The following is a 20,899-nucleotide window of genomic DNA, read 5'->3' as shown; positions in this document are numbered from 1 at the left end:
TTCACGGACCACCGCGAATCACACCACATCCATGATCATTGTCTGGAAGGATGTTCTCTCCTCCCCTACCAAACCCGCACAAAGGACAACCAACCCCATGAGGCGATGGATCGCCCTGGTGGCGGCGGCGGTACTCGCCCCCGCCCTGGTCACCACTCCCGCCACGGCCGCGCCGCGGACCGCCCCCGACCCGGTGAAGGCCGTCAAGCACCAGTTCCGTCCCGGGCACGGAGTACGGATCACCGACTCCGGGCACGCCTCGCTCGGGAAGCAGAGAGCGATCTTCCGCGGCAAGGGGGTCCTGCAGTTCGGCGGCTCGGGAGTCGTCGCCGCGGACCTGACGGAGCGCGTGACCACGCAACCGCCGCCCAAGGACGGAGTCGCCGTCTTCTCCCAGCGTGACATCATCGTCAACGGCAAGGGGTACACCTCGGGCGGCGTCTACGCCGACCGGCTCCCCGAGGGCAAGACCTGGGTGCGCAGCAACTTCGCGACGATCGGCAGCGGCGGCACCGAGCAGTACGTCAACGTCTTCGACCCGGACATCCTCCGCCTCCTGACCCGCGAGGCCAACCGCACGGCGTCCGGCGCGGGCGGCTTCCAGTACCGCGGCGCGACCACCGGGGCCGAGCTGTACAAGGCCTCCCGGATCCTCCGCGGGCAGCCGGGAGGCGGGGCCGACGGGGAGGAGCGGACGAAGATCAAGTGGCGGCTCCAGCTCGACGGCAGGGGACTGCCCAGCCGCCTGGTGACCGAGAGCAGCACCGAATTCTTCGGTCAGGGCGCCATGAAGCTGACGGTCGACACCCGCTACACCGGCTGGGGCTCCAAGGTCGCCATCACCGCCCCGCCCGCCGACCAGGTCGCCGACTTCAAGGACCTCGACTCCGAACTCGAGCCCGAGACTCCCCTGAACATCCTCGTCGAGGGCGCGAAGAACGACTGACCCCCTCCGTCGCCCGGCCCCGTCCCCGGGCCGGGCGACGCATCGCACGAACCCCGCCGGAGTCTCGGCGGTCGTCGCGGATCACCGCACGTCCACGATCACCCTCCGCGAGGAGCCCTCTCCTCGTCTCCGGCACTCCCCCGCAATCCCTCCACAGAAGGACGGCGAACCCATGAAGCGATGGATCGCCCCGGTGGTGGCGGCGCTGCTCGCCCCCGCCCTGGTCACCGCCCCCGCCACGGCCGCGCCGCGGACCGCCCCCGACCCGGTGAAGGCCCTCAAGCACCAGCTACGCCCCGGGCACGGCGTCCGGGTCACCGAGATCACGACCGTCCCCCTGAAGCAGAAGGGGAAGCCGACGGCGAAGATGATCGCCCGCGTCGGAGGAAGCCTGGAGTTCGGCCCCGCCGGAGTCGCCGCCACGGACCTGACCACGCGCTTCACCACGCAGCCACCCCCCAAGAAGAAGGACGAGGACCTCTCCTCGACCGAGCGGAGGATCACTCTCAGGGGGAAGACGTACTCCTCCGGTCCTCCCGTCTGGATGGACAAGCTTCCCGAGGGAAAGCGCTGGGTTCGCACCGAGAACGTCCTCAAGGCCATCGGAAGCGGCACCTACCAGCTGTACGTCAACGTGTTCGACCCGGGCACGCTGAGGTTCCTGGTGCGTGAGGCGGACCGCAGACTTCCCGGCGCGAGCGGCGTCCAGTACACCGGCGTGAACACCCGCAAGGAGCTGTACTGGGCGTCCTCCGCCTACCGCAGGGGCTGGGACTTCCCGCCGGGGGACGAGTGGGCGCAGCGGAAGATCACGTGGCGGCTCTGGCTCGACGGCAGGGGACTGCCCAGCCGCCTGGCCACCGAGGCCGACATCGACATCGCCAGGGACACCACGGTGAGGATGGCGACCGACAGCCGCTACACCGGCTGGGGCTCCCGGGTCGTCATCACCGCCCCGCCCGCCGACCAGGTCGTCGATTTCAATGACCTCGACGACATCGACGACATCTTCGAGCCGGAAAGCCCCCTGAACATCATCGTCGAGCGCGCGAAGAACGACTGACCCCCTCCGGTGCCCGGCCCTCCCAGCGGGCCGGGTGCCCGTCGCGCGGCGGGAACCGGAGCGCCGGACGGCATCCGGAGCACATCGTCCGCGCCTCCGGCGACGCGAGTGCCGCCGGCGACGTGGCGCCGGACGAGACGGAACACCACGGCCCGTGTCACAACCATGATCGGCATCTGAGAGGATGCCCTCTCCCCCTCATCCCAAGCATCTCCCTGTAAAGGACGGCGAACCCATGAGGCAATGGATCGCCCTGGTGACGGCGGCACTGGCCGCGCCCGCCCTGATCACCGCATCCCCCGCCGCCGCGCAGACCACCTCGGCGCGGGCCACGTCCTCCGACCCGGCGAGCGCGCTCGAACGGCAGCTGCGCCCCGAACACGGCGTCCAGATCACCGAGACCAACCGTGTCTCGCTCGGTGCCGCGGAGAGCGGCTCGAACGTGGTGAAGACGCGGAGCGCTTCCCCCGGGTCCTCCGGCGCCGTGGCGGGACGCGAGATCCTGACGCGGCTTCTCGGCGAGGGCGAGCCCGCGGTCTCGCAGCGGCGGATCGTCCTCGGGGAGAAGTCCCGCCTGTCCGGAGGCGTCCAGACCGACCGCCTGCCCCGGGGCGGGACCCGGACGTCCGCCACCGGCAAGCAGGTCGTCAACGTGCTCGAACCGGACACCCTGAGGTTCCTGGTGCGTGAGGCGCAGCGCAGCCTGCCCGGCGCGGGCGGCGTCCAGTACCGGGGCGTGACCACCTGGGCCCAGCTGTACGGGATCTCCCCCTCCTTCCGCGGCCTGTGGAGGTCGAGGCCGGTCGGCGACGCCGGCCGTACGGAGGTCAGGTGGCGGCTCTGGGTCGACGACAGCGGCCTGCCGAACCGTCTGACGACCGAGACCGCCGCCGACCTCGGCGGCAAGGGCAAGGCGGCGAAACTGGTGGTCGACACCCGCTACACCGGCTGGGGCTCCCCCGCCGACGTCGCCTCGCCCGCCGAGCGGATTTTCGGCGGCAAGGACGCCGATCCGCAGCCCCCTCTCGACACCACGATTCACGGCGCCTCGGAAAGCTGATCACCCCCGGGTTTCGGCCACCGAAACCCGGGAATTCACTCTTCCTTTTTCCAAAAGCAACCTTTGTCGTACTTATAAAAACATTTCGACACTTTGCCACCCCGTGCCCTAAAGTCACTTATCTTCCATCTCAAGAAGGGAGATCCCGGTGAAGGGCCGGATTGTCGCGGTGGCCGTCACGCTGATCGTGCCGGTGGCCGCCGTACCCACGGCCGTTGTTTCCGCGAGCGCCGAAACCCGGCCCGCCGATCCGATCGCCGCGCTGAGGGCACAGTTCGAAAGGGGCGGCAAGCCGACGCGCGACCTCGCCGTCGGCTCGAACATCCACCTGAACTGCGGAGTGATCGACTCCAGCCTCCCCAAGGGCAAGAAGTGGCTGCGGGCGTCCGGGAAGATCAGCGACCGGACCCCCTTCTTCACCGGCCCGTCCACACCGGGGAAACCGGCGAGATCCCCCGGGTCCGCACCACGCCCACGGCCCGGTCGAAGCACGCGAGCGCCCCGGTCAGCGGGCGGGAGGCCGCCGAGAATCGGCGCCCCACGACCTTCCGCCCGGTCACGAATACCGCGACGCCTCGCACAGAAAGCAGCGGGCAACCGTCTGCACAAAATATCCACACTTAATTCGGTCTTTCTCCCCGAATATGAGATTTCAGTGTGATCTTGTCTGGTAATACTGTCACGATCCCTCCCACACGGGGTGGAGGGTATATCAGGAGGAATTCCCCCTTGAAGCGATACATCGCGGGTCTCGCATGCGTGGCCACGGCCGTGCTGAGCGCTCCCGCACTGGCGTCGACCGCACACGCCCAGGCCCCCGGGGCCGCAACCGCGCGGCCTCAGGCCGCCGACCCGGTGGGCGCCCTGAAGAAGCAGTTCCGCAACGGGCGTGGCGTGAAGTACGCCGACGTCACAAAGGTGCAGTCCTCCATCGGGAGCCAGGTCTTCGCCAGCCGTGAGGGCTCGCTCCAGTTCGGCGCCGTCGGAATCAAGGCGTCGGACCAGACCGGGAAGCTCCGCCTCAAGGCGAGCGACATCGAGGCGATCGTCGGAGACTCGGACGACGAGGAGAGCAAGGGACTGCGCGGACTGGCCAAGCCCGAGCGGGTCGTCCGCATCGGCAACGTCAGCTACATCTTCGGTGGTTACTTCGGGGAGTACCTCCCCGAGGACAAGACCTGGCTCCGCCTCCCCGGCGCCAACCTCGGCCTGATCGGCACACTCAGCCAGCCGATCAGCCCCGCCGAGCCGGCGACGCTCCAGGCGCTGCTGACGCACGCGACCACCAAGCGCCCCGGGCTCTACGCCGGCAAGATCACCGAGGGTGAGCTCTACAAGATCTCACCGTGGTACCGCGCCACGACGATGATCAAGCCGTCCGCCAAGACCGCCAAAAGCGTGCTGAACTGGAAGCTGTTCGTCGGCTCCGACCAGCTCGCCCAGCGGCTGACCACCACCTACGCCAACGGCGACTCGACCGTCACGTTCGACACCCGCTACACCGGCTGGGGCTCGCCGGTCACGGTCAAGGCTCCGCCCGCCGACCAGATCGCCAAGCCGGGTGACCTGGGCAAGGGCGCCGACACCAGCACCACCCCGATCCCGCTCCTCGGCGGCAACTGACCCGTCTCCGACCGGGGATCCCGGGGCGGCCGATCTCGACCGGCCGCCCCGGCCACGACGCCCGGCGGGCACCGCCCGCCGGGCGTCGTCGTCCATGGGGCCGGGGCCCGTGGGGCCGGCATGCCCTGTGAGACCGCGGTGACCGGCAGATGACGCCAGCGCGGCATCCCTGGTTTGCGGAAGAATCCTGACGATCTCCCCGCGACGATGCGAGGACCTATCAGGAGGACTCCCCCGATGAGGCGAATGACCGCCGCCCTGGCCGGCGCCGCCGTGACGGCACTGGTCGTCCCCGCGCTCGTGGCCGCCGCCCCCGCGAACGCCGCGAGTGGGCAGGCGACTTCCCGGAGCGCCGGAGCGACCGGCAAGACCGACCCCGTATCCGCGCTCAAGCGCCAGTTCCGGACGCACCACGGTGTGCGGCTCACCGAGGACGCCAAGATCATCGGCGAGGGCAAACAGCAGCGAGGCATCCTCGCCCACAGCGAGGGCGTGCTGGAGTTCGCCGGAAACGGGGTGGCGGCGTCGGACCTGAACAGCAGGTTCCAGCTGCCCGTGGACGACAGCAAGACCAAGAACATGTTCGCCCCCTCCCGCACGATCACGGTGAAGGGCACCTCCTACACCTCGGGCGGCGCCTTCGGCGACATCCTCCCCGAAGGCAAGAAGTGGCTGCGCGGCAGCAAGGAGATCGCGCTCGCCCTGGCCAACCCGACGCAGAAGCTGCTCAACCCCCTGGAGCCCGCGACGCTGAAGGCGGCCCTGGCCCACACGACGGCCAAGCGTCCCGGCGGAACGTGGGACGGCACCCGGACCGTCGTCCACTCGGGCAGCATGACGCTGGGCGAGCTGTACCGGATCTCCCCCACGGTCCGCACGCTGCTGGGCGCCAAGCCCTCTGCGAAGTCCGCCCCGCTCGTGGTGACCTGGCAGCTCTACATCGGCTCCGACCAGCTCGTACGGCGGGCCATCTCGTCGTACACCCAGTCCATACGGGGACTGACCAGCGTCGACATCACCTACCTCAACGACAGCCGCTACAGCGACTGGGGGATGAGGTCCGCCATCAAGGCGCCGCCCGCCTCCCAGGTGGCCGACTTCGACGAGCTGAAGATCGGCGAAGAGGCGAACAAGGACGCCTACATCGAACTCTTCAAGAACTGATCCGCCCCGGAACGGCCCCACCCGGCCCGGCGAGCCGACCACTCGCCGGGCCACCGCCCACCGGGGTGGTGTGTCAGGGGGTCAGAGCTTCTCCAGCGGTGCGTAGGCCAGCAGCAGGGTCTTCTCCCCGTCGCTGCCGAAATCGATCTTCACCTTGGTCTTCTCGGCCAGGCCGTCCACCGACACGACCGTGCCCAGGCCGAACTGGTCGTGGGTGACCCGGTCTCCGGGGCTCAGGCTGGGGATCTGCCGGCCGCCGGGCTTCCTGGCCGGGGCGGGCCGGGACTCGCGGCGCGTGGTGGCGGCGCCCCAGGCGCTCTTGCCGGGGTCGCCGCGCCAGTCGACCAGGTCGCCGGGGATCTCCGCGACGAACCGGGAGGCCGGGTTGAACGCGGGCGCTCCCCAGGAACTGCGGACGGCCGCCCTGGAGATGTAGAGGCGCCGCTCGGCCCGAGTGATGCCGACGTAGGCCAGGCGACGCTCCTCCTCCAGCTCCTTGGGCTCGCCCAGTGAGCGCATGTGCGGGAACACGCCGTCTTCCATGCCGGTGAGGAAGACCACCGGGAACTCCAGCCCCTTGGCCGTGTGCAGCGTCATCAGCGTGACCACCCCCTGACCGCCGTCGCCGGCCGGGATCTGGTCGGCGTCGGCCACCAGCGAGACCTGCTCCAGGAACTCCACCAGCGTGCCCTCGGGGTTGGCCTCCTCGAACTCGGAGGCCACCGAGACCATCTCGTCGAGGTTCTCCAGGCGGCTCTCGTCCTGCGGGTCGTCGGAGGCGGCGAGCTCGGCACGGTAACCGGTGGCCTCCAGCACCTCCTGGGCCAGCTCGGAGGGGGACACGCTCCCGGCCTTGGCGATCAGGTCGTCCAGCAGCGCGACGAACTCCTTGATCGCGTTGAGCGACCGGGTGGCCATGCCGGGCGCCTCGTCCGCCCGGCGGAGCCCCTCCCAGAACGGGATCCGCTCGCGCGAGGCGAACGCCTCGACCATCGCCTCGGCCCGCTCCCCGATGCCGCGCTTGGGCACGTTGAGGATGCGGCGCAGCGAGACCACGTCGCTCGGGTTGGCCAGCACCCGCAGGTAGGCGAGCAGGTCGCGGACCTCCTTGCGCTCGTAGAAGCGCACCCCGCCGACCACCTTGTACGGCAGGCCGGTCCGGATGAAGATCTCCTCGAACACCCGGGAGGCCGCGTTGGTCCGGTAGAACACGGCCACCTGGCCGGGCACGACCCCCTCGTCGTCGGTGAGCTTGTCGACCTCCTGCGCGACGAACATGGCCTCGTCGTGCTCGTTGTCGGCGACGTAGCCGACGATCTTCGGCCCGGCCCCCTGGTCGGACCAGAGGTTCTTCGGCTTGCGGCTCTCGTTGCGGGAGATCACCGCGTTGGCCGCGGTCAGGATCGTCTGGGTCGAGCGGTAGTTCTGCTCCAGCAGGATCGTCCTGGCGTTGGGGTAGTCGCGCTCGAACTCCAGGATGTTGCGGATCGTCGCGCCCCGGAAGGCGTAGATCGACTGGTCGGCGTCACCGACCACGCACAGCTCGGCGGGGGCGACGGCACCCTCCCTGACCAGCTCGCCGTCGGCGGTGCGCAGTTCGGGAGCGCCGACGAGCTCGCGGATCAGGGTGTACTGCGCGTGGTTGGTGTCCTGGTACTCGTCGACCATGACGTGCCTCCAGCGGCGCCGGTAGTGCTCGGCGACGTCGGGGAAGATCTGCAGCAGCGTGACCGTCAGCATGATCAGGTCGTCGAAGTCCATCGCGCCCGCCTCGGTCAGCCTCCGCTGGTAGTTGCGGTAGGCCTCGGCGAGCGTGCGCTCCAGGTGGGTCCCCGCCTGCCCGGCAGCCGTCTCGTAGTCGATCAGCTCGTTCTTGAAGTTGCTGACCTGCGCGGAGAAGGAGCGCGGCGGGTAACGCTTGGGGTCGAGGTCCATCTCCCTGCAGACCATCGCCATCAGCCGCTGGGAGTCGGCCTGGTCGTAGATGGAGAAGCCGCCGGGAAAGCCCAGGCGCTTGGCCTCCCGGCGCAGGATCCGCACGCACGCGCTGTGGAAGGTCATCACCCACATCGCCGCCGAGCGCGGGCCGATGAGGTTGTCGACCCGCTCCTTCATCTCCTTGGCGGCCTTGTTGGTGAAGGTGATCGCCAGAATCTCCTGCGGCTGCACGTCGCGCTCGGCCAGGAGGTAGGCGATGCGATGGGTCAGGACCCGCGTCTTTCCGGAACCCGCGCCCGCGACGATGAGCAGCGGGCTGCCGTGGTGCACGACGGCCTCGCGCTGCTGGGGGTTGAGCCCGTCGAGCAACGGGTGGGTCAGGGAAGCGGCTGGGATCGACACGTCCCTAGGGTAAGGCGACCCGCCGACAACCGGGGCCGACGACGGCCGGGAATCAGGAATGCCGGTGGACTCTCCGGTGGTTATGAGAGTTCGTCGATGCGCGGAAAAAGACGTGTGGGAAAGAGAAGGGCTTCGCATGCTGTCCGAGAACGAGATCAGCCGGGTACTCGTGGTGACCGCTCACCCGGATGACGTCGACTTCGCCGCGGCGGGCTCGATCGCACGGTTCACCGACCAGGGCACCGAGGTGACGTACTGCGTCGTCACCGACGGCGACGCGGGGGGCTTCGACCGCACGCTCGACAACGACGGCATGGCCGAGCTCCGCCGTTCCGAGCAGGTCAACGCGGCCAAGGCCGTCGGCGTGACCGACGTCCGCTTCCTGGGCCACCGGGACGGGACCGTGGTGCCGAGCCTGGACCTGCGGCGCGACATCGCGCGGGTCATCCGCCAGGTCAGGCCCGACCTGGTGATCACCCACACGCCCGAGCGCAACTACAGGTTCGTCGCCCCCAGTCATCCCGACCACCGGGCGGTCGGCGGCGCCACGCTGGACGCCGTCTACCCCGACGCGCGCAACCCCTACGCCTTCCCCTCGCTGCTGCTGGAGGAGGGCCTTGAGGCCTGGACGGTCCGGGAGGTCTGGCTCAACGGCGGCCAGACCCCCGACCACTACGTCGACATCACCGGCACCATCGACCGCAAGATCAGCGCGTTGCGCGCCCACACCAGCCAGGTGAGCCACCTGGAGAACCCCGAGGCCTTCGTGCGAGGGCGTTTCGCCCAGATCGCGGCCGAGGCCGGTCTCGGTGAGGGCCGCTACGCCGAAGCCTTCCAGCGTGTCCTGACCGCCTGAAACAAAGATCCCGCACATCTCTTGTAAGCTTTGCCTGCATTACCTAGTCTTCAGGTAGGTAATGCATGTTTGGCCATCGGATCGGAGAAAACGTGCGCAAGAGAGTGCTCGCCACCGCAGCCGTCGCCCTCGCAGGCGTGCTCACGACCGTGCCCGCCGTCGCCGCCCCGGGACAGGGGACGCCCGGTGTCGGCGACCCGTACTACCCCGACTACGGCAACGGCGGCTACGACGTCGCCCACTACGACTTACGGCTGAAGTACCAGCCGGCCGACGACCACCTGGAGGGCACGGCCACCATCACGGCCACCGCGACCCAGGATCTGAGCCGTTTCAACCTTGACTTCGCGCTGACCGCCTCCGAGATCCTCGTCAACAGCCGCAAGGCCTCCTTCACGCGTTCCGGCGCCCACGAACTGGAGATCACCCCGTCGCAGCCCCTGCGCAGGAACCAGCCCATCACCGTGGTGGTCAAATATTCGGGCACGCCGTCCCAGGTGTCGGTCAACGGCTACAACCCCTGGCTGCGCACCCCGGACGGCGGTGTGGCCGCCGGTGAGCCGGAGTCCGCCTGGTGGTGGTTCCCGAGCAACGACCACCCCTCCGACAAGGCGACCTACGACGTCTCCGTCCTCGTCCCCGACGGCACCCAGGCCATCAGCAACGGCACCCTGCAGTCGACCGTCTCCCGCCTGGGCTGGACCCGTTACAACTGGCGCTCCGCCAAGCCCCAGACGACCTACCTGGCCACGCTCGCGGTCGGCAAGTTCGAGATCGTCACCGACACCAGCGAGAGCGGGCTGCCGGTCTTCAGCGCCTACAGCAGGGATCTCGGCGCCGACGAGGGCGCGGCCAAGGCGAGCGTCGGGCGCGCCGCGGAGATCATCGACTGGGAGAGCGGGGTCTTCGGCCCCTACCCGTTCGACGCGATCGGCGGCTACGTCCCCAACGTGCCCACCAGCTACGCGCTGGAGACCCAGACCCGGCCCTTCTACAGCCCGCGCCACTTCCGCAACGGGGCCAACCCCTACGTCGTGGTGCACGAGCAGGCGCACCAGTGGTTCGGCGGCGACGTGTCGCTCAAGAACTGGCGCAACATCTGGCTCAACGAGGGCTTCGCGCGCTACGCCGAGTGGCTCTGGTCGGAGAAGGAGGGCGAGGGCACGACCGCGGAGCTGGCCGCCTACATCTACTCCCTCTACCCGTCCGGCGACCCGTTCTGGCAGGTCAAGCCGGGTGACCCCGGACCGGAGAACCAGTTCCACGGAGCGGTGTACAACCGCGGCGCGGTCGCCCTGCAGGCGCTTCGCGCCGAGGTCGGCGACCAGACCTTCTTCACGATCCTGAAGGGCTGGCCCACGGTCCACCGGTACGGCAACGCCGCCATCGAGGACTTCGTCGCCTACGCCGAGCGCGTCTCCGGCAGGTCCCTCGGCGCGCTCTTCCAGACCTGGCTGTTCACCTCGGGCAAGCCCGCCTCCGCCCCGCAGGCGTCGAACGCCAGGAGCGCCGCCCCGACCGGCAAGCTCCAGGAGCCGAAGTCCTGGAAGAAGATCCAGCGCGAGGGCCTGTCCGAGCACCGCGACTCCCACTGACCGTCCCGTCGGCGCCCGCCGCCGATCCGGACGAGCCATGTGCCCGTCCTCCCGAAGGGGTTCCGGGAGGACGGGCACGGGCCTGCCCGTCCCGCGAACGGCGCGCGAGAAGGGGCCGCGAAAACCCCGGTTCCGGCAAACCATCTCGGAAGCACCGGTAAGGGAAGCCTTGTCCCCGGGGAAGCCTTACTTCCATGAGCACCATCGGCCTGACCCCCCTCACCGCCGCCGTCGTCGCCCTCCTCGCCCTGGCGGGCGCCGCCGTCGCCCGGCTCGGCCACCTCGGACACGAGCGCGCCGTACTCGTCGCCTGCCTGCGCGCCACCGTCCAGCTCGGCGCGGTCGCGCTGATCATCGTGTGGGCCGTCCAGCGGTCCGCGGCGGTGGCGGCGTTCATCGTGGTCATGTACGGCGTGGCGAGCCTGACCGCGGGCCGCAGGATCACCACCGGGCCCGCGGTCCGGTGGGCGGCCGTTCCCATCGCCGCGGGAACCCTGCCGGTGCTCGCGCTGCTGGTCGGCACCGGCACCGTCCCGCTCCGGGGCATCACGCTGATCCCGGTGGCGGGCATCCTGCTCGGCGGATGCCTGACGGCCACGGCGCTCGCCGGTCGGCGGGCGGTCGACGAGCTGACCCACCGGCACGGCGAGGTCGAGGCGGCGCTCGCGCTGGGCCTCTCCGAGCGGGACGCGGCCCTGGAGATCTGCCGCCCGGCGGCGGCCCAGGCGCTGGTGCCCGCCCTGGACCAGACCTCGACCGTGGGGCTGGTCACGCTTCCCGGGGCCTTCGTGGGAATGCTGCTGGGCGGGGCGACCCCCCTCCAGGCCGGGGCGGTTCAGCTCGTCGTGCTGGTCGCGCTGCTGGCGGCGGAGGCGGTGGCCGTGCTCGTCACGATCGAGCTGGCGGCACGGGGCCGTTTCCCGGTGCGGCGGCGGTGAGCGGCCGGGCGGACGCCCCGGCCAGGCGCGCGAACAGGTAGCCCAGCGAGTTGGTCGCCACGTGGAACAGCGAGGGCGCGAGCAGGCCTCCCCTGCGCCTCAGCTCGCAGAAGAACACCCCGGCGACCCCCGTCGTGACCACCGAGCCGGCCACCCCCCGCAGGGTCTCGCGCGTGGACGTTCTCCCGTCCCCGATCCCGGGCCTCTCCCGGCCTCCGCTTCCGGACGGCTTCCCGTCCCCGTTCCCCGGCGCCTCCCCCGCCGCCAGACGGCTCAGCGCCGGGTTCGCGGCCATCATGTCGATCGCGGGCAGTACGTGCCACAGGCCGAACAGGGCCGAGGAGAGCGCGGTGGCCGTGACGTTCCCGTGGGAGCGGGCGACCAGGGCGTGGAGCACCCCGCGGAAGCCGACCTCCTCCAGCAGTACGGTGCCGACCGGGACCTGGAGCAGGGCCTCCTCGATCACGCGGGCGCGGGACAGTCCCAGTGCCCGCTCGTCGTGGAAGAACCGGCGGGTGGCCGGGACGGCGACGCCCACGCCGTAGACCGCGGCGACGGCCGAGGCGAGAGCGCCGCCGATCCGCAGGCCGCGCGCGCGGTCGCCGAACCCCATCTCGGACCACGACAGCCCGGAACGGCGGGCCAGCAGGAGCAGCGCGCCGGTGGTGGCGGCGGAGGTCAGCGGGGCCAGGCGCGGCGCGATCCGGTTGTTGAGCACGTTGGCCGCCGCCAGGACGGTCACCGCGCCCGCGAGCGTGACCCGCCACTCGGCCGTCCCGGCGGCCTCCCTCGCCCCGGCCCTCCGCCGTACCCGCGTGACCGCGCCCCCGGTGTCCCCGATGTCCCAGGCGTCCCCGGTGTCCCCGGTGTCCCCGGCCCTCCGCTTCGCCCTCACAGTCACGCCTTTCGCACCTCGACGGCTCCCATGGCCCGCGTCGAGGCTACGCGGTGGGCGGTCATCCCGCGGCCGGCCGCCGCCATCCGGCCGGGAGCCGCAGGCCACGCCGTTCCTGGACGGTGAGACCGCCCCAGATCCCCTCCGGCTCGCCCGCCCGCAGGGCGTAGGCCCGGCAGTCGGCCAGCACCGAACATCCCTCGCAGACCGCCTTCGCCCGTGCCTCCTGCTCGACCGACTGCGCCAGCGGGAAGAACAGCTCGGGGTCGCTCGCGCGGCAGGCACCCCGTACGGCCCAGCCGATCTCGCGGACCATCTTCCGCATGACATCACCCCCCCTGGTGGTTCATCGGTCCTCAGGGTAGGCGGATCACCGTGGCCCGGCATCAGTCTCCCGGCGGATTTCCCTGCGGGTACAACGATGTATCCGGGTTTCCCGGTGAAAACGACGATGTGTCCCACCGCCCCGGTGTTCCCCAGCAGGCGTCGGGCCCCGTCGCGGCCCTTCGCGAAGGGCGCCCGACGCGAGGGAACCCTCCGCACGGTCCCCCGCCGCGCCCGCACGGCCCGGCCGTACGGGCGGGAGCGTCACATGGACGGCCAGGTGTGCACCGGCTGGTTGGTGTGCATGTGCTCGATGTAACGCAGGGTCATCCGGCGCAGCGCCTCGTGCCTGTCGAGGCCGGCCAGCGCGTCCACGGCCTCGATCTGCCACGTCGCGCCGTTCCTGCCCGTCACGCACCGCCGCTCGATGATCGTGAGCAGCCGGTCCCGCACCTCTGCGCCGACCCCCCGCAGTTCGAGTCCCTCGTGGGCCAGGGGCAGCAGGCGGCGCAGGATCAGCTCGGAGACGGACGCCTCCCCCAGTCCCGGCCAGTAGAGGCGGGCGCCGAGGCCGTGCCGGGCGGCGGTGTACAGGTTGTCCTCGGCGGCGGCGAAGGACATGCGCGTCCACACCGGGCGCTCGGCGTAGGGCAGCACCCGCATGAGGCCGTAGTAGAACGCCGCGTTGGCCGCGACGTCGGCCACCGTGGGACCCGCGGGCAGCACCCGGTTCTCCACCCGCAGGTGCGGGATGCCGTCCACGACCGCGTAGACCGGCCGGTTCCACCGGTAGACGGTGCCGTTGTGCAGGGTCAGCTCGCCCAGTGTGGGAGGCAGGCCGCGGGACAGTTCCTCCTGCGGGTCGGCCTCGTCGCACAGGGGCAGCAGCGGCGGGAAGTAACGCGCGTTCTCCTCGAACAGGTCGAAGACCGAGGTGATCCACCGCTCGCCGAACCACACGCGCGGCCGTACCCCCTGGGCCTTCAGCTCCGCCGGGCGGGTGTCGGTCGCCTGCTGGAACAGCGGGATCCTGGTCTCGTGCCACAACCGCCTGCCGAACAGGAACGGCGAGTTGGCCGCCAGCGCCACCTGGGGCCCGGCGATGGCCTGGGCGGCGTTCCAGTTGGCGGCGAACGTCTCGGGACTGACCTGGAGATGGAGCTGGAGGCTGGTGCAGGCGGCCTCGGGGGTGATGCTGTCGGCGTAGGTGTCGAGGATCTCGTCACCCTCGATCGACAGGTGCAGGTCCTCGCCCCTGGCCGCGAAGATCTGTTCGTTGAGCAGCTTGTAGCGGGAGTTGGCGGACAGCGTGCCCTCGTGCACATCCTCCTCCCGCAGCGTGGGCAGGATGCCGATCATCACCAGATGGCCGCCGACCGTGTGGGCCCGTTCCTCGGCGTGGTTGAGACGGTCCCTGACCGCCTGTTCCAGCCGTAGGGCGCCTTCTCCTTCGAGCGGCTCCGGCAGGACGTTGATCTCGATGTTGAACTGGCCGAGCTCGGTCGCCCAGTCGGGCCGGGCGATCGCGGCCAGCACCTCGGCGTTCTTCATCGCGGGTTCGCCGCGTTCGTCGACGAGGTTGAGTTCGATCTCCAGCCCGGCCCGAGGGTGGTCGGACTCGAATGTCAGCTCGCGCAGCATCCGCGCGAGAGCGTCGAGAGACCGGCGAATCTTGTCGCGATATCGCCGCCGGTCCTCCCGGCTGAACACCATGGCAGGTACGTCGCGCCCCATACTTCGCAGATTCGCACATATGCCACAGGTAGTACAGATCAGCTATCTGTAGTACAGATCACACCAAACGTCGTGCAGTAGCCCAGCGTGAGAGCTCGTGACGGTTGGAGAGCTGAAGCTTCCGCAGGACGGAGGAGACGTGCGTCTCCACGGTCTTGACCGAAATGAACAACTCCTTGGCGATCTCCTTGTAAGCGTAGCCGCGGGCGATCAAACGCAACACCTCGCGCTCGCGCTGGGTCAGCGAGTCGAGCTCGGGATCGATCGGCGGGGCCTCGCTGGAGGCGAAGGCGTCCAGCACGAACCCGGCCAGCCTCGGTGAGAAGACCGCGTCGCCGTCGGCCACCCGGCGGATCGCGTCGGTGAGCTCACGGCCGCTGATGGTCTTGGTGACGTATCCCCGGGCGCCGCCGCGGATCACACCGATGACGTCCTCGGCCGCGTCGGAGACCGACAGCGCGAGGAAACGGACCTGCGAACCCGAGCCGAGGACGCGCCGCAACACCTCCTGGCCACCGCCGCCGGGCATGTGCACGTCGAGCAGCACCACGTCCGGCTGCAGCTCGGCGATCGCCTTGACCGCGGACTCCACGTCCTCGGCCTCGCCGACCACCTCGACCGAATCACCCAGCTCGGCGCGCACGCCCGAGCGGAAGAGCCGGTGGTCGTCGACGATCAGAACCCTGACGGTGCTCATGCAAACTCCCTCGCCGGTCGCGTCCGCCGCTCGCCGTGCCACATGCCCGGCTCGCTCAGACCTTCTCCAGCTTCATGGTCAACATTACCTCGGTACCCTCGCCCGGTTCGGTCCGCACCCGGGCGCTGCCACCGTGCCGTTCCATCCTGCCGATGATCGACTGGCGGATGCCCATCCGGTCCTCGGGCACCTCCGCCATGTCGAACCCGACGCCCCGGTCCCGGACGAAGATGGTGACCTCGTCCGGCTCCGCCTCGGCGTAGACGGAGATGACCGACGACTCAGAGTATTTCGCCGCGTTGACCATGGCCTGCCTGGCCGCCTGCATCATCGCCGACAGCTCCGGGGTCAGCGGGCAGTCGCCCACGCAGACGACCTCGATGGGCACGCCGTGCGCGTCCTCCTCCTCGGCGGCCACCCGCCGCACAGCCGCGGCCACCGACACGTCGGCGTCCTGTTTGGGCTGGTAGAGCCAGTTGCGCAGCTCACGCTCCTGGGAACGGGCCAGCCGCATCACCTCGCGCGCGTCATGGGCGTTGCGCTGGATCAGCGTCAGCGTGTGCAGCACGGAGTCGTGGACGTGCGCGGCGAACTCGGCCCGCTCCTCCTGCCGGATGCGCTCGCGCCGCTCCCGCTGGAGCTCCTTCCACAGCGCCGCCAGCCAGGGGGCGGCGATGAGCGCGACGCCTCCCACGACCACCAGCGTGAACACGATGCCGGGACGGGCCTTGCCCAGCTCGTTGTTCGCCGCCAGGAAGCCGATCGCGCCGATGACGACGAGCACCAGGCCGATGACCGTGCGGACCCGGTTCTGGCGCACCTGGCCGACCGTGTGGGTCATCCAGCGCTGCCGCCGGTCCGGGTCGGCCTGCTGCCACAGGATCAGCGAGCCGACCCCGCCGACCGCGACCGGCCACGCGCCGATCCCTCCGGTCGCGGCGCCGGTGAGCCAGCCGAGGGCCAGCAGCGCCAGCCCGATCGCCCCGTAGGCGGCGAGCTGGCTCCAGTCCCTGGCGGGCTCCTTGCCCTCGTACGGCTCGCGCGGGGTGAACATCCACAGCGCGGCGTAGGCCACAGCGCCGATCCCGTCCAGGACGGTGAGCAGCACGAAGGCCAGCCGCAGCACCACGGGGTCGAGCCCGAGCTGGGCCGCGGCGCCCTGGGCGACCCCGGCGACGAGGCGCCCCTCGACCGGCCTCATCAGCCGGGGAAAGGCGCGTTCCTCCGAGGGCGCGGGCGCCGTGTCACGAATTGTCTTCCGGTCAGCCATATCATCAGCATCGTCACACGTCGGGACCTGTCGTCGCATCAGGCCTTCCCCTGATGAACCCCTGAGAGCGGTCCGATCACTCCGGGGTGACTCAGGGGTCTCCCGGATGCGATCGAGATCCGCCAAGGACCACGATAGGACTATGAACGACACCGGGAACGCACAGGACCCGGCGAGCACCCTGTCCGACTCGCCGCCCGTCTCGCCCCCAGACGAGAACAGGACGCTCGGGCGCAGCGACGAGGGCCGGATGCTCACCGGCGTCTGCGCGGGTCTCGGCCGCTACTCCGGGATCGACCCCGTGGTGTTCCGCGTCGGCTTCGCCATGCTGGTGCTGGGCTCCGGGATCGGCGTCATGCTCTACATAGCGGCGTTCCTGCTCATGCGGGAGACCAACGGCGGCCCGGGCTACATGGAGCAGTGGACCCGCAGGACCTTCGACAGCGAGACGGTGCTGGCCCTGCTGGCCGGCGTCTTCGCCTTCGGCCTGATCGTCAACGTGTCGTCGGACGGCATCGGCACCGGCACCGTCGTGGTCGGCACGCTGCTCGTCATCGCGCTGCTCACCGCCCACTCACGGGGCGTCGACCTGCTCGCCCTGGCCCGTTCCCTGCCCGACCGGCTCCGCGGCCGCCGGGGTCCCCAGGCGCAGCCCGAGTGGCCGGCTCCGCCCCCGGCCCCGGCCGCGCCCCATTCCACCGCCGTTCCGGCCTCACCCGGCGAGCCGCCCGTCGCGCAGCCGTACCCGGCCACACATCCGCATCCGGTCACGGAGCCGCACCCGGCGGCGCAGGCTCGGCCGTACGCCCAGGCCGACCCTCACCCCGGCGTGCGAGAGCGGACCGAAGCGTTCGCCGCCGCGCCTCCCGACCCGCCCTCGGCGCCCGAGCCCCAGACCTCTCCCGAACCCCCGCGGGCGCCCGAGCCTCCGCGGGCCCCCGAACCCCCGTGGCCGCCGACGGCCGCGACACGGACCGGGAGCGCGCCGTCGAGCCCGTTTCCCGCCGGGAACACGACGTTCGACTCCTCCGGGGAGCCGTTCTCGCCCTACGGCCCCTACCGGCCCCTGGATCCCCGCAGGCGCGGGCTCCACACCCCTTACCCCCCGTCCGGGTACGGCCCGCCGCCACCCGTGACCGTCCCCAGGCCGAAGCGGCCCAGATCGTTCGTCGGGGGCGTCACCCTGCTCCTAGCCGTGATCGTCGGAGGAATCGTCGTGGCGCTCCAGTCCACGTCCGGATCGGTCAACCCGACGGTCGTCGGCGGCGCCGTGCTCATCACCATCGGCGTCGGCCTCCTGGTCGCCACCTGGTTCGGCCGGGGCGCCGCCCTGGTCGCGGCCGGCACCGTCGTCTCGCTCGCCCTGGTCGCGGGGTCGATGTTCACCGACATGCCCAGGAGGTTCGGCAGCTACCGCTGGGAGCCGACCAGCATGTCCGAGGTCGCCCGCGACTACGCGATCGGGGTCGGCGAGGGCACCCTGAACCTGAGCGAGCTGCCGCTGCCGCCGGGGTCCCGGACCGTCTTCGAGGCGTCCGTCTCGGTGGGCCAGATCAAGGTGATCCTGCCTCCGACGGCCAGGGTCGAGGTCAACGGATACACCAAGTTCGGCGACGTCAAGATCGACCACTCGGTCGAGGGCGGGGCCGACGTCCAGCACAACAAGGTCCTGGAGCCCGAGGTTCCCCCGAAGGGGGAGGTCGCGACCATCGTCCTGCACGTCAAGGCGGGCATCGGAGACGTGGAGGTACGGCGTGGTGCCTGAGAACGACCGGGCACGGCGCGCGCGTGGGCACCGAACCGACTGGATGGCCCTGTTCAGCGGCCTGTTGTTCCTCGTCTCCGGCATCATCTTCGTCAGCGTCCCCGACGTCGAAGCGACGATCATGCTTCCCGTCCTCCTGGGCGGCCTGGGCCTGGCGGGGCTGGTCGCCATCCTCGGCAAGGTGGTCAGAAGGCGTTGATCTCCGCGACGCCCGGCGGCGTCGCGGAGCGAACGGGACTCTCACGGGTGGAGGCCCTGAAAGGCGTTAGACTGCGAAGATGCTGGTCCTGGAGTTCGTGAGCACGGTCCGCGCGACGCGGTCCGGGCCGGTCGACGGGCTCTCGGACACCGAGGGCACGACCGCCTGGTGCCGGTCGCACGCGGCGGAGCTCGGGCTCCCCTCTGACTTCACCGCCTCGGAGGAGCTGCGGCGCGAGGTGGTCGAGCTGCGGCAGGCCGTACGGGCGCTGTTCGCCAGGGCCGTCGCCCCGGGCCCGGCGAGCCGCGCGGACGCCGGCCGGCTGCCGGGGTTCGCCGCGGCGCTCGGCCTCGTCAACGCCGCGGCGCTGGCCGTGCCGATGGCCCCCCGGCTGGAGTGGCCCGACGACGGCGTCCCGGTCACCGCGAACGTCCCCGCGGGCGAGGCGGAGGAGTCCGCGCGCGTCCGCGCGGTGCTGGCGGGGGCCGCGATCGAGTTCCTGGCCGGCCCGGACCGCGAGCGGCTGCGTTCCTGCCTGGCCCCGCCCTGCGTGCGGTATTTCGTCAAGGAGCACCCTCGCCAGGAGTGGTGCTCGGTCTCGTGCGGCAACCGGGCCCGCGCCGCCCGCCACTACCTCCGCCACAAGGCCCACTGACCTTCCGGCCCCTCGCCTCCGGCCACGCCTCTCCCGGTCGCCCCGCGCGGCCCTCCCCTCCGGTCACGCCGTACGGCGAGACCGCCCCCGCCACGGCGAGCCGCGCCCGCGACCGGCCGCCGCACCGTTCCGTGACCCCTGCGACCCCCGCGACCCCCGCGACCCCCGCGACCCCCGCGACCCCCGCGACCCCCGCGACCCCCGCGACCTGGATGCCGCCCTTCACGACACCATCAGACAAGTGTGATTCACGTCACATTTCTATAACGTGAAAAATCATCGAATGCCGTTATATTTGCTACATGCCTTCTAACGGAATTAACCGTTAGAAGTTGTGAGAGGAGAACGGCGATGTCCTTCCAGACCGGCCATGTCGGCCTCAACGTCTCCGACCTCGACAGGTCCAGGGACTTCTACGTGAAGGTCTTCGGCTTCGAGGTCCTCGGCGAGTCCCACCGGGCGGACCGCCGCCACGCCTTCCTCGGCCTCGACGGCGAGCTCCTGCTGACCCTCTGGCAGCAGAGCGAGGGCCGCTTCGCCACGGGGCTGCCCGGTCTGCACCACCTGTCCTTCAAGGTGCCGGACATCGAGACGGTCCGCAGGGCCGAGACCGTGATCCGCGGGATCGGGGCCGTCCTCCACCACGACGGCATCGTGCCGCACCGCGAGGGCGCCTCGTCGGGAGGCCTGTTCTTCGAGGACCCGGACGGGATCCGGCTGGAGATCTACGCGCCCAGCGGCGCCGACGAGCGTCCCGCCCCGGCCGCGGACGCCCCCACCTGCGGCTTCTTCTGAAACGGCCGGAGACAACGGGGGGGAACGGCCATGAGACATCCGGGAGAGCTCGCGGTGCAGCGGCGCGCCGGGGTGCGTGGGAAGGAGCTGGGCTCCGCGAGGACCAGACCGGAGATCCCGGCGGTCGCCGCCGAGTTCCTGCGGCGGCAGCGGATGCTGGTGATCGGGGCCGAGGACCGGGACGGGCGGCTGTGGGCGACCGTGCTGACGGGGAGTGAGGGGTTCGCCGAGGCCGTGGACGAGCGGACGCTGGTGGTCGCGGCGGTGCCCGGCGAGCACGACCCGCTGGCCGGGCTGGACGGGGGAGAGATCGGGATGCTGGCGATCGAGCCCGGGACCAGGCGCAGGATGCGGGTCAACGGCACGGTCCACGAGGAGGACGGGCGGCTGGTCGTGCGCACCGAGCAGACGTACGCCAACTGCCCGAAGTACATCCAGGCCCGAGAGCTCTCCGGGGAGACCGGGGAGACCGGGGAGGACGGGGGCCCGCCCGGGGACGTCTCGGTCACCGAGGCGCTCACCGGCGCGCAGCGGGCGTGGATCGGGGGCGCCGACACCTTCTTCGTCGCCACCCACGCCCCCGGCCTCGGCGCCGACGTGTCGCACCGGGGCGGCGATCCCGGGTTCGTGCGGGTGGTCGACGAGCGGCGGCTGGTCTGGCCGGACTACGGCGGCAACCTCATGTTCATGACGCTCGGGAACCTGGAGCTGGACGACGCCTGCGGCCTGCTCTTCCTCGACTGGGAGAACGGCGACGCGCTGCACCTGTCGGGGCGGGCACGGGTCGACTGGGATCCGGGCGACGTCCCGGGCGCGCAGCGTCTCGTGGAGTTCGAGGTGGACCGGGTCGTCCACGTCCGGCGGGCGAGCCCGCTCCGCTGGACGTTCGACGGGTATTCCCCCTTCAACCCACCGGTCACGGCATCCGTGCGGATCACCTGACCCGGGTGGGCGGAAGACGGCCGGCCGGTCCCTGTCAC

Annotated in this window: 20 protein-coding genes; 13 read left to right on the top strand and 7 right to left on the bottom strand. The window is 70.8% G+C overall.

Annotation, left to right across the window (positions count from 1 at the left end; translation table 11 throughout):
* Positions 1-97: 97 nt before the first annotated feature.
* From AB0N02_RS03875 to AB0N02_RS03865, 3 genes are all read left to right on the top strand, one after another.
* A complete protein-coding gene (locus tag AB0N02_RS03875) occupies positions 98-946 on the top strand; it encodes a hypothetical protein (protein WP_363942319.1) in 849 nt (282 codons plus the stop codon).
* A 172-nt stretch (positions 947-1,118) separates the two neighbouring features.
* On the top strand, positions 1,119-2,009 hold the full coding sequence (locus tag AB0N02_RS03870; RefSeq protein WP_363942316.1) for a hypothetical protein: 891 nt from the start codon (positions 1,119-1,121) through the stop codon (positions 2,007-2,009).
* 235 nt (positions 2,010-2,244) lie between these two features.
* Positions 2,245-3,069 carry a hypothetical protein gene (locus AB0N02_RS03865; RefSeq protein ID WP_363942313.1) on the top strand — a complete coding sequence of 275 codons (825 nt, stop codon included), beginning with the start codon at positions 2,245-2,247 and terminating at the stop codon, positions 3,067-3,069.
* 114 nt (positions 3,070-3,183) lie between these two features.
* Here AB0N02_RS03865 and AB0N02_RS03860 read toward each other — a convergent pair whose 3' ends face one another.
* Positions 3,184-3,489, bottom strand: coding sequence for a hypothetical protein (locus tag AB0N02_RS03860; RefSeq protein WP_363942311.1), 306 nt, complete (start codon positions 3,487-3,489; stop codon positions 3,184-3,186).
* A gap of 309 nt (positions 3,490-3,798) precedes the next feature.
* On the opposite strand from AB0N02_RS03860, the gene AB0N02_RS03855 reads away from it, so the two are divergent.
* Together AB0N02_RS03855 and AB0N02_RS03850 are read left to right on the top strand one after the other, a co-directional pair.
* Positions 3,799-4,692, top strand: coding sequence for a hypothetical protein (locus AB0N02_RS03855; RefSeq protein ID WP_363942309.1), 894 nt, complete (start codon positions 3,799-3,801; stop codon positions 4,690-4,692).
* A 237-nt stretch (positions 4,693-4,929) separates the two neighbouring features.
* Positions 4,930-5,856, top strand: a complete 927-nt coding sequence (locus AB0N02_RS03850) for a hypothetical protein (protein WP_363942307.1) — start codon at positions 4,930-4,932, stop codon at positions 5,854-5,856.
* Positions 5,857-5,937: 81 nt separating this feature from the next.
* On the opposite strand, the gene pcrA is transcribed toward AB0N02_RS03850, so the two are convergent.
* Positions 5,938-8,163: a DNA helicase PcrA gene (gene pcrA / locus AB0N02_RS03845; RefSeq protein ID WP_363942517.1), complete on the bottom strand. Its 2,226-nt coding sequence runs from the start codon at positions 8,161-8,163 to the stop codon at positions 5,938-5,940.
* 169 nt (positions 8,164-8,332) lie between these two features.
* Here pcrA and AB0N02_RS03840 point away from each other — a divergent pair, with 169 nt between their 5' ends.
* The 3 genes from AB0N02_RS03840 to AB0N02_RS03830 all read left to right on the top strand — a co-directional run bounded on the left by AB0N02_RS03840 (position 8,333) and on the right by AB0N02_RS03830 (position 11,585).
* Positions 8,333-9,052 carry a PIG-L deacetylase family protein gene (locus tag AB0N02_RS03840; RefSeq protein WP_363942305.1) on the top strand — a complete coding sequence of 240 codons (720 nt, stop codon included), beginning with the start codon at positions 8,333-8,335 and terminating at the stop codon, positions 9,050-9,052.
* A gap of 92 nt (positions 9,053-9,144) precedes the next feature.
* On the top strand, positions 9,145-10,647 hold the full coding sequence (locus AB0N02_RS03835) for a M1 family metallopeptidase (RefSeq protein WP_363942303.1): 1,503 nt from the start codon (positions 9,145-9,147) through the stop codon (positions 10,645-10,647).
* 194 nt (positions 10,648-10,841) lie between these two features.
* A complete protein-coding gene (locus tag AB0N02_RS03830) occupies positions 10,842-11,585 on the top strand; it encodes an ABC transporter permease (RefSeq protein WP_363942302.1) in 744 nt (247 codons plus the stop codon).
* Here the strand turns inward: AB0N02_RS03830 and AB0N02_RS03825 are convergent.
* The 5 genes from AB0N02_RS03825 to AB0N02_RS03805 form a co-directional block, all read right to left on the bottom strand.
* Positions 11,536-12,486: a type II CAAX endopeptidase family protein gene (locus tag AB0N02_RS03825; RefSeq protein WP_363942299.1), complete on the bottom strand. Its 951-nt coding sequence runs from the start codon at positions 12,484-12,486 to the stop codon at positions 11,536-11,538. The genes AB0N02_RS03830 and AB0N02_RS03825 overlap by 50 nt on opposite strands.
* A 55-nt stretch (positions 12,487-12,541) precedes the next feature.
* Complete coding sequence (locus AB0N02_RS03820; RefSeq protein WP_363942297.1) at positions 12,542-12,805, bottom strand: WhiB family transcriptional regulator; 264 nt, start codon at positions 12,803-12,805, stop codon at positions 12,542-12,544.
* Between the two features lie 263 nt (positions 12,806-13,068).
* Positions 13,069-14,538, bottom strand: a complete 1,470-nt coding sequence (locus tag AB0N02_RS03815) for a glutamate--cysteine ligase (RefSeq protein WP_363942295.1) — start codon at positions 14,536-14,538, stop codon at positions 13,069-13,071.
* Between the two features lie 58 nt (positions 14,539-14,596).
* Positions 14,597-15,235 (bottom strand): response regulator transcription factor, encoded by a 639-nt coding sequence (locus AB0N02_RS03810; RefSeq protein WP_363942293.1) that lies wholly within the window; start codon positions 15,233-15,235, stop codon positions 14,597-14,599.
* A 55-nt stretch (positions 15,236-15,290) separates the two neighbouring features.
* Positions 15,291-16,505: a PspC domain-containing protein gene (locus AB0N02_RS03805; protein ID WP_363942291.1), complete on the bottom strand. Its 1,215-nt coding sequence runs from the start codon at positions 16,503-16,505 to the stop codon at positions 15,291-15,293.
* A 142-nt stretch (positions 16,506-16,647) separates the two neighbouring features.
* Between AB0N02_RS03805 and AB0N02_RS03800 the strand changes: the two genes are divergently transcribed.
* From AB0N02_RS03800 to AB0N02_RS03780, 5 genes are all read left to right on the top strand, one after another.
* The gene (locus AB0N02_RS03800) at positions 16,648-18,270 is read left to right on the top strand and encodes a PspC domain-containing protein (RefSeq protein WP_363942289.1); all 1,623 of its coding nucleotides are present in this window, start codon (positions 16,648-16,650) and stop codon (positions 18,268-18,270) included.
* Positions 18,263-18,469, top strand: coding sequence for a hypothetical protein (locus AB0N02_RS03795; protein ID WP_363942286.1), 207 nt, complete (start codon positions 18,263-18,265; stop codon positions 18,467-18,469). Before AB0N02_RS03800 ends, AB0N02_RS03795 begins: the two co-directional genes overlap by 8 nt.
* A 79-nt stretch (positions 18,470-18,548) precedes the next feature.
* The gene (locus AB0N02_RS03790) at positions 18,549-19,124 is read left to right on the top strand and encodes an ABATE domain-containing protein (RefSeq protein WP_363942283.1); all 576 of its coding nucleotides are present in this window, start codon (positions 18,549-18,551) and stop codon (positions 19,122-19,124) included.
* 351 nt (positions 19,125-19,475) lie between these two features.
* The gene (locus AB0N02_RS03785; protein ID WP_363942281.1) at positions 19,476-19,919 is read left to right on the top strand and encodes a VOC family protein; all 444 of its coding nucleotides are present in this window, start codon (positions 19,476-19,478) and stop codon (positions 19,917-19,919) included.
* Between the two features lie 30 nt (positions 19,920-19,949).
* A complete protein-coding gene (locus AB0N02_RS03780; protein WP_363942278.1) occupies positions 19,950-20,861 on the top strand; it encodes a pyridoxamine 5'-phosphate oxidase family protein in 912 nt (303 codons plus the stop codon).
* The last annotated feature ends 38 nt before the right edge of the window (positions 20,862-20,899 follow it).

The organism is Streptosporangium sp. NPDC051022 (assembly GCF_040683035.1).
Classification (GTDB): domain Bacteria; phylum Actinomycetota; class Actinomycetes; order Streptosporangiales; family Streptosporangiaceae; genus Streptosporangium.
This window is presented reverse-complemented; position numbering and strand designations above follow the sequence as displayed.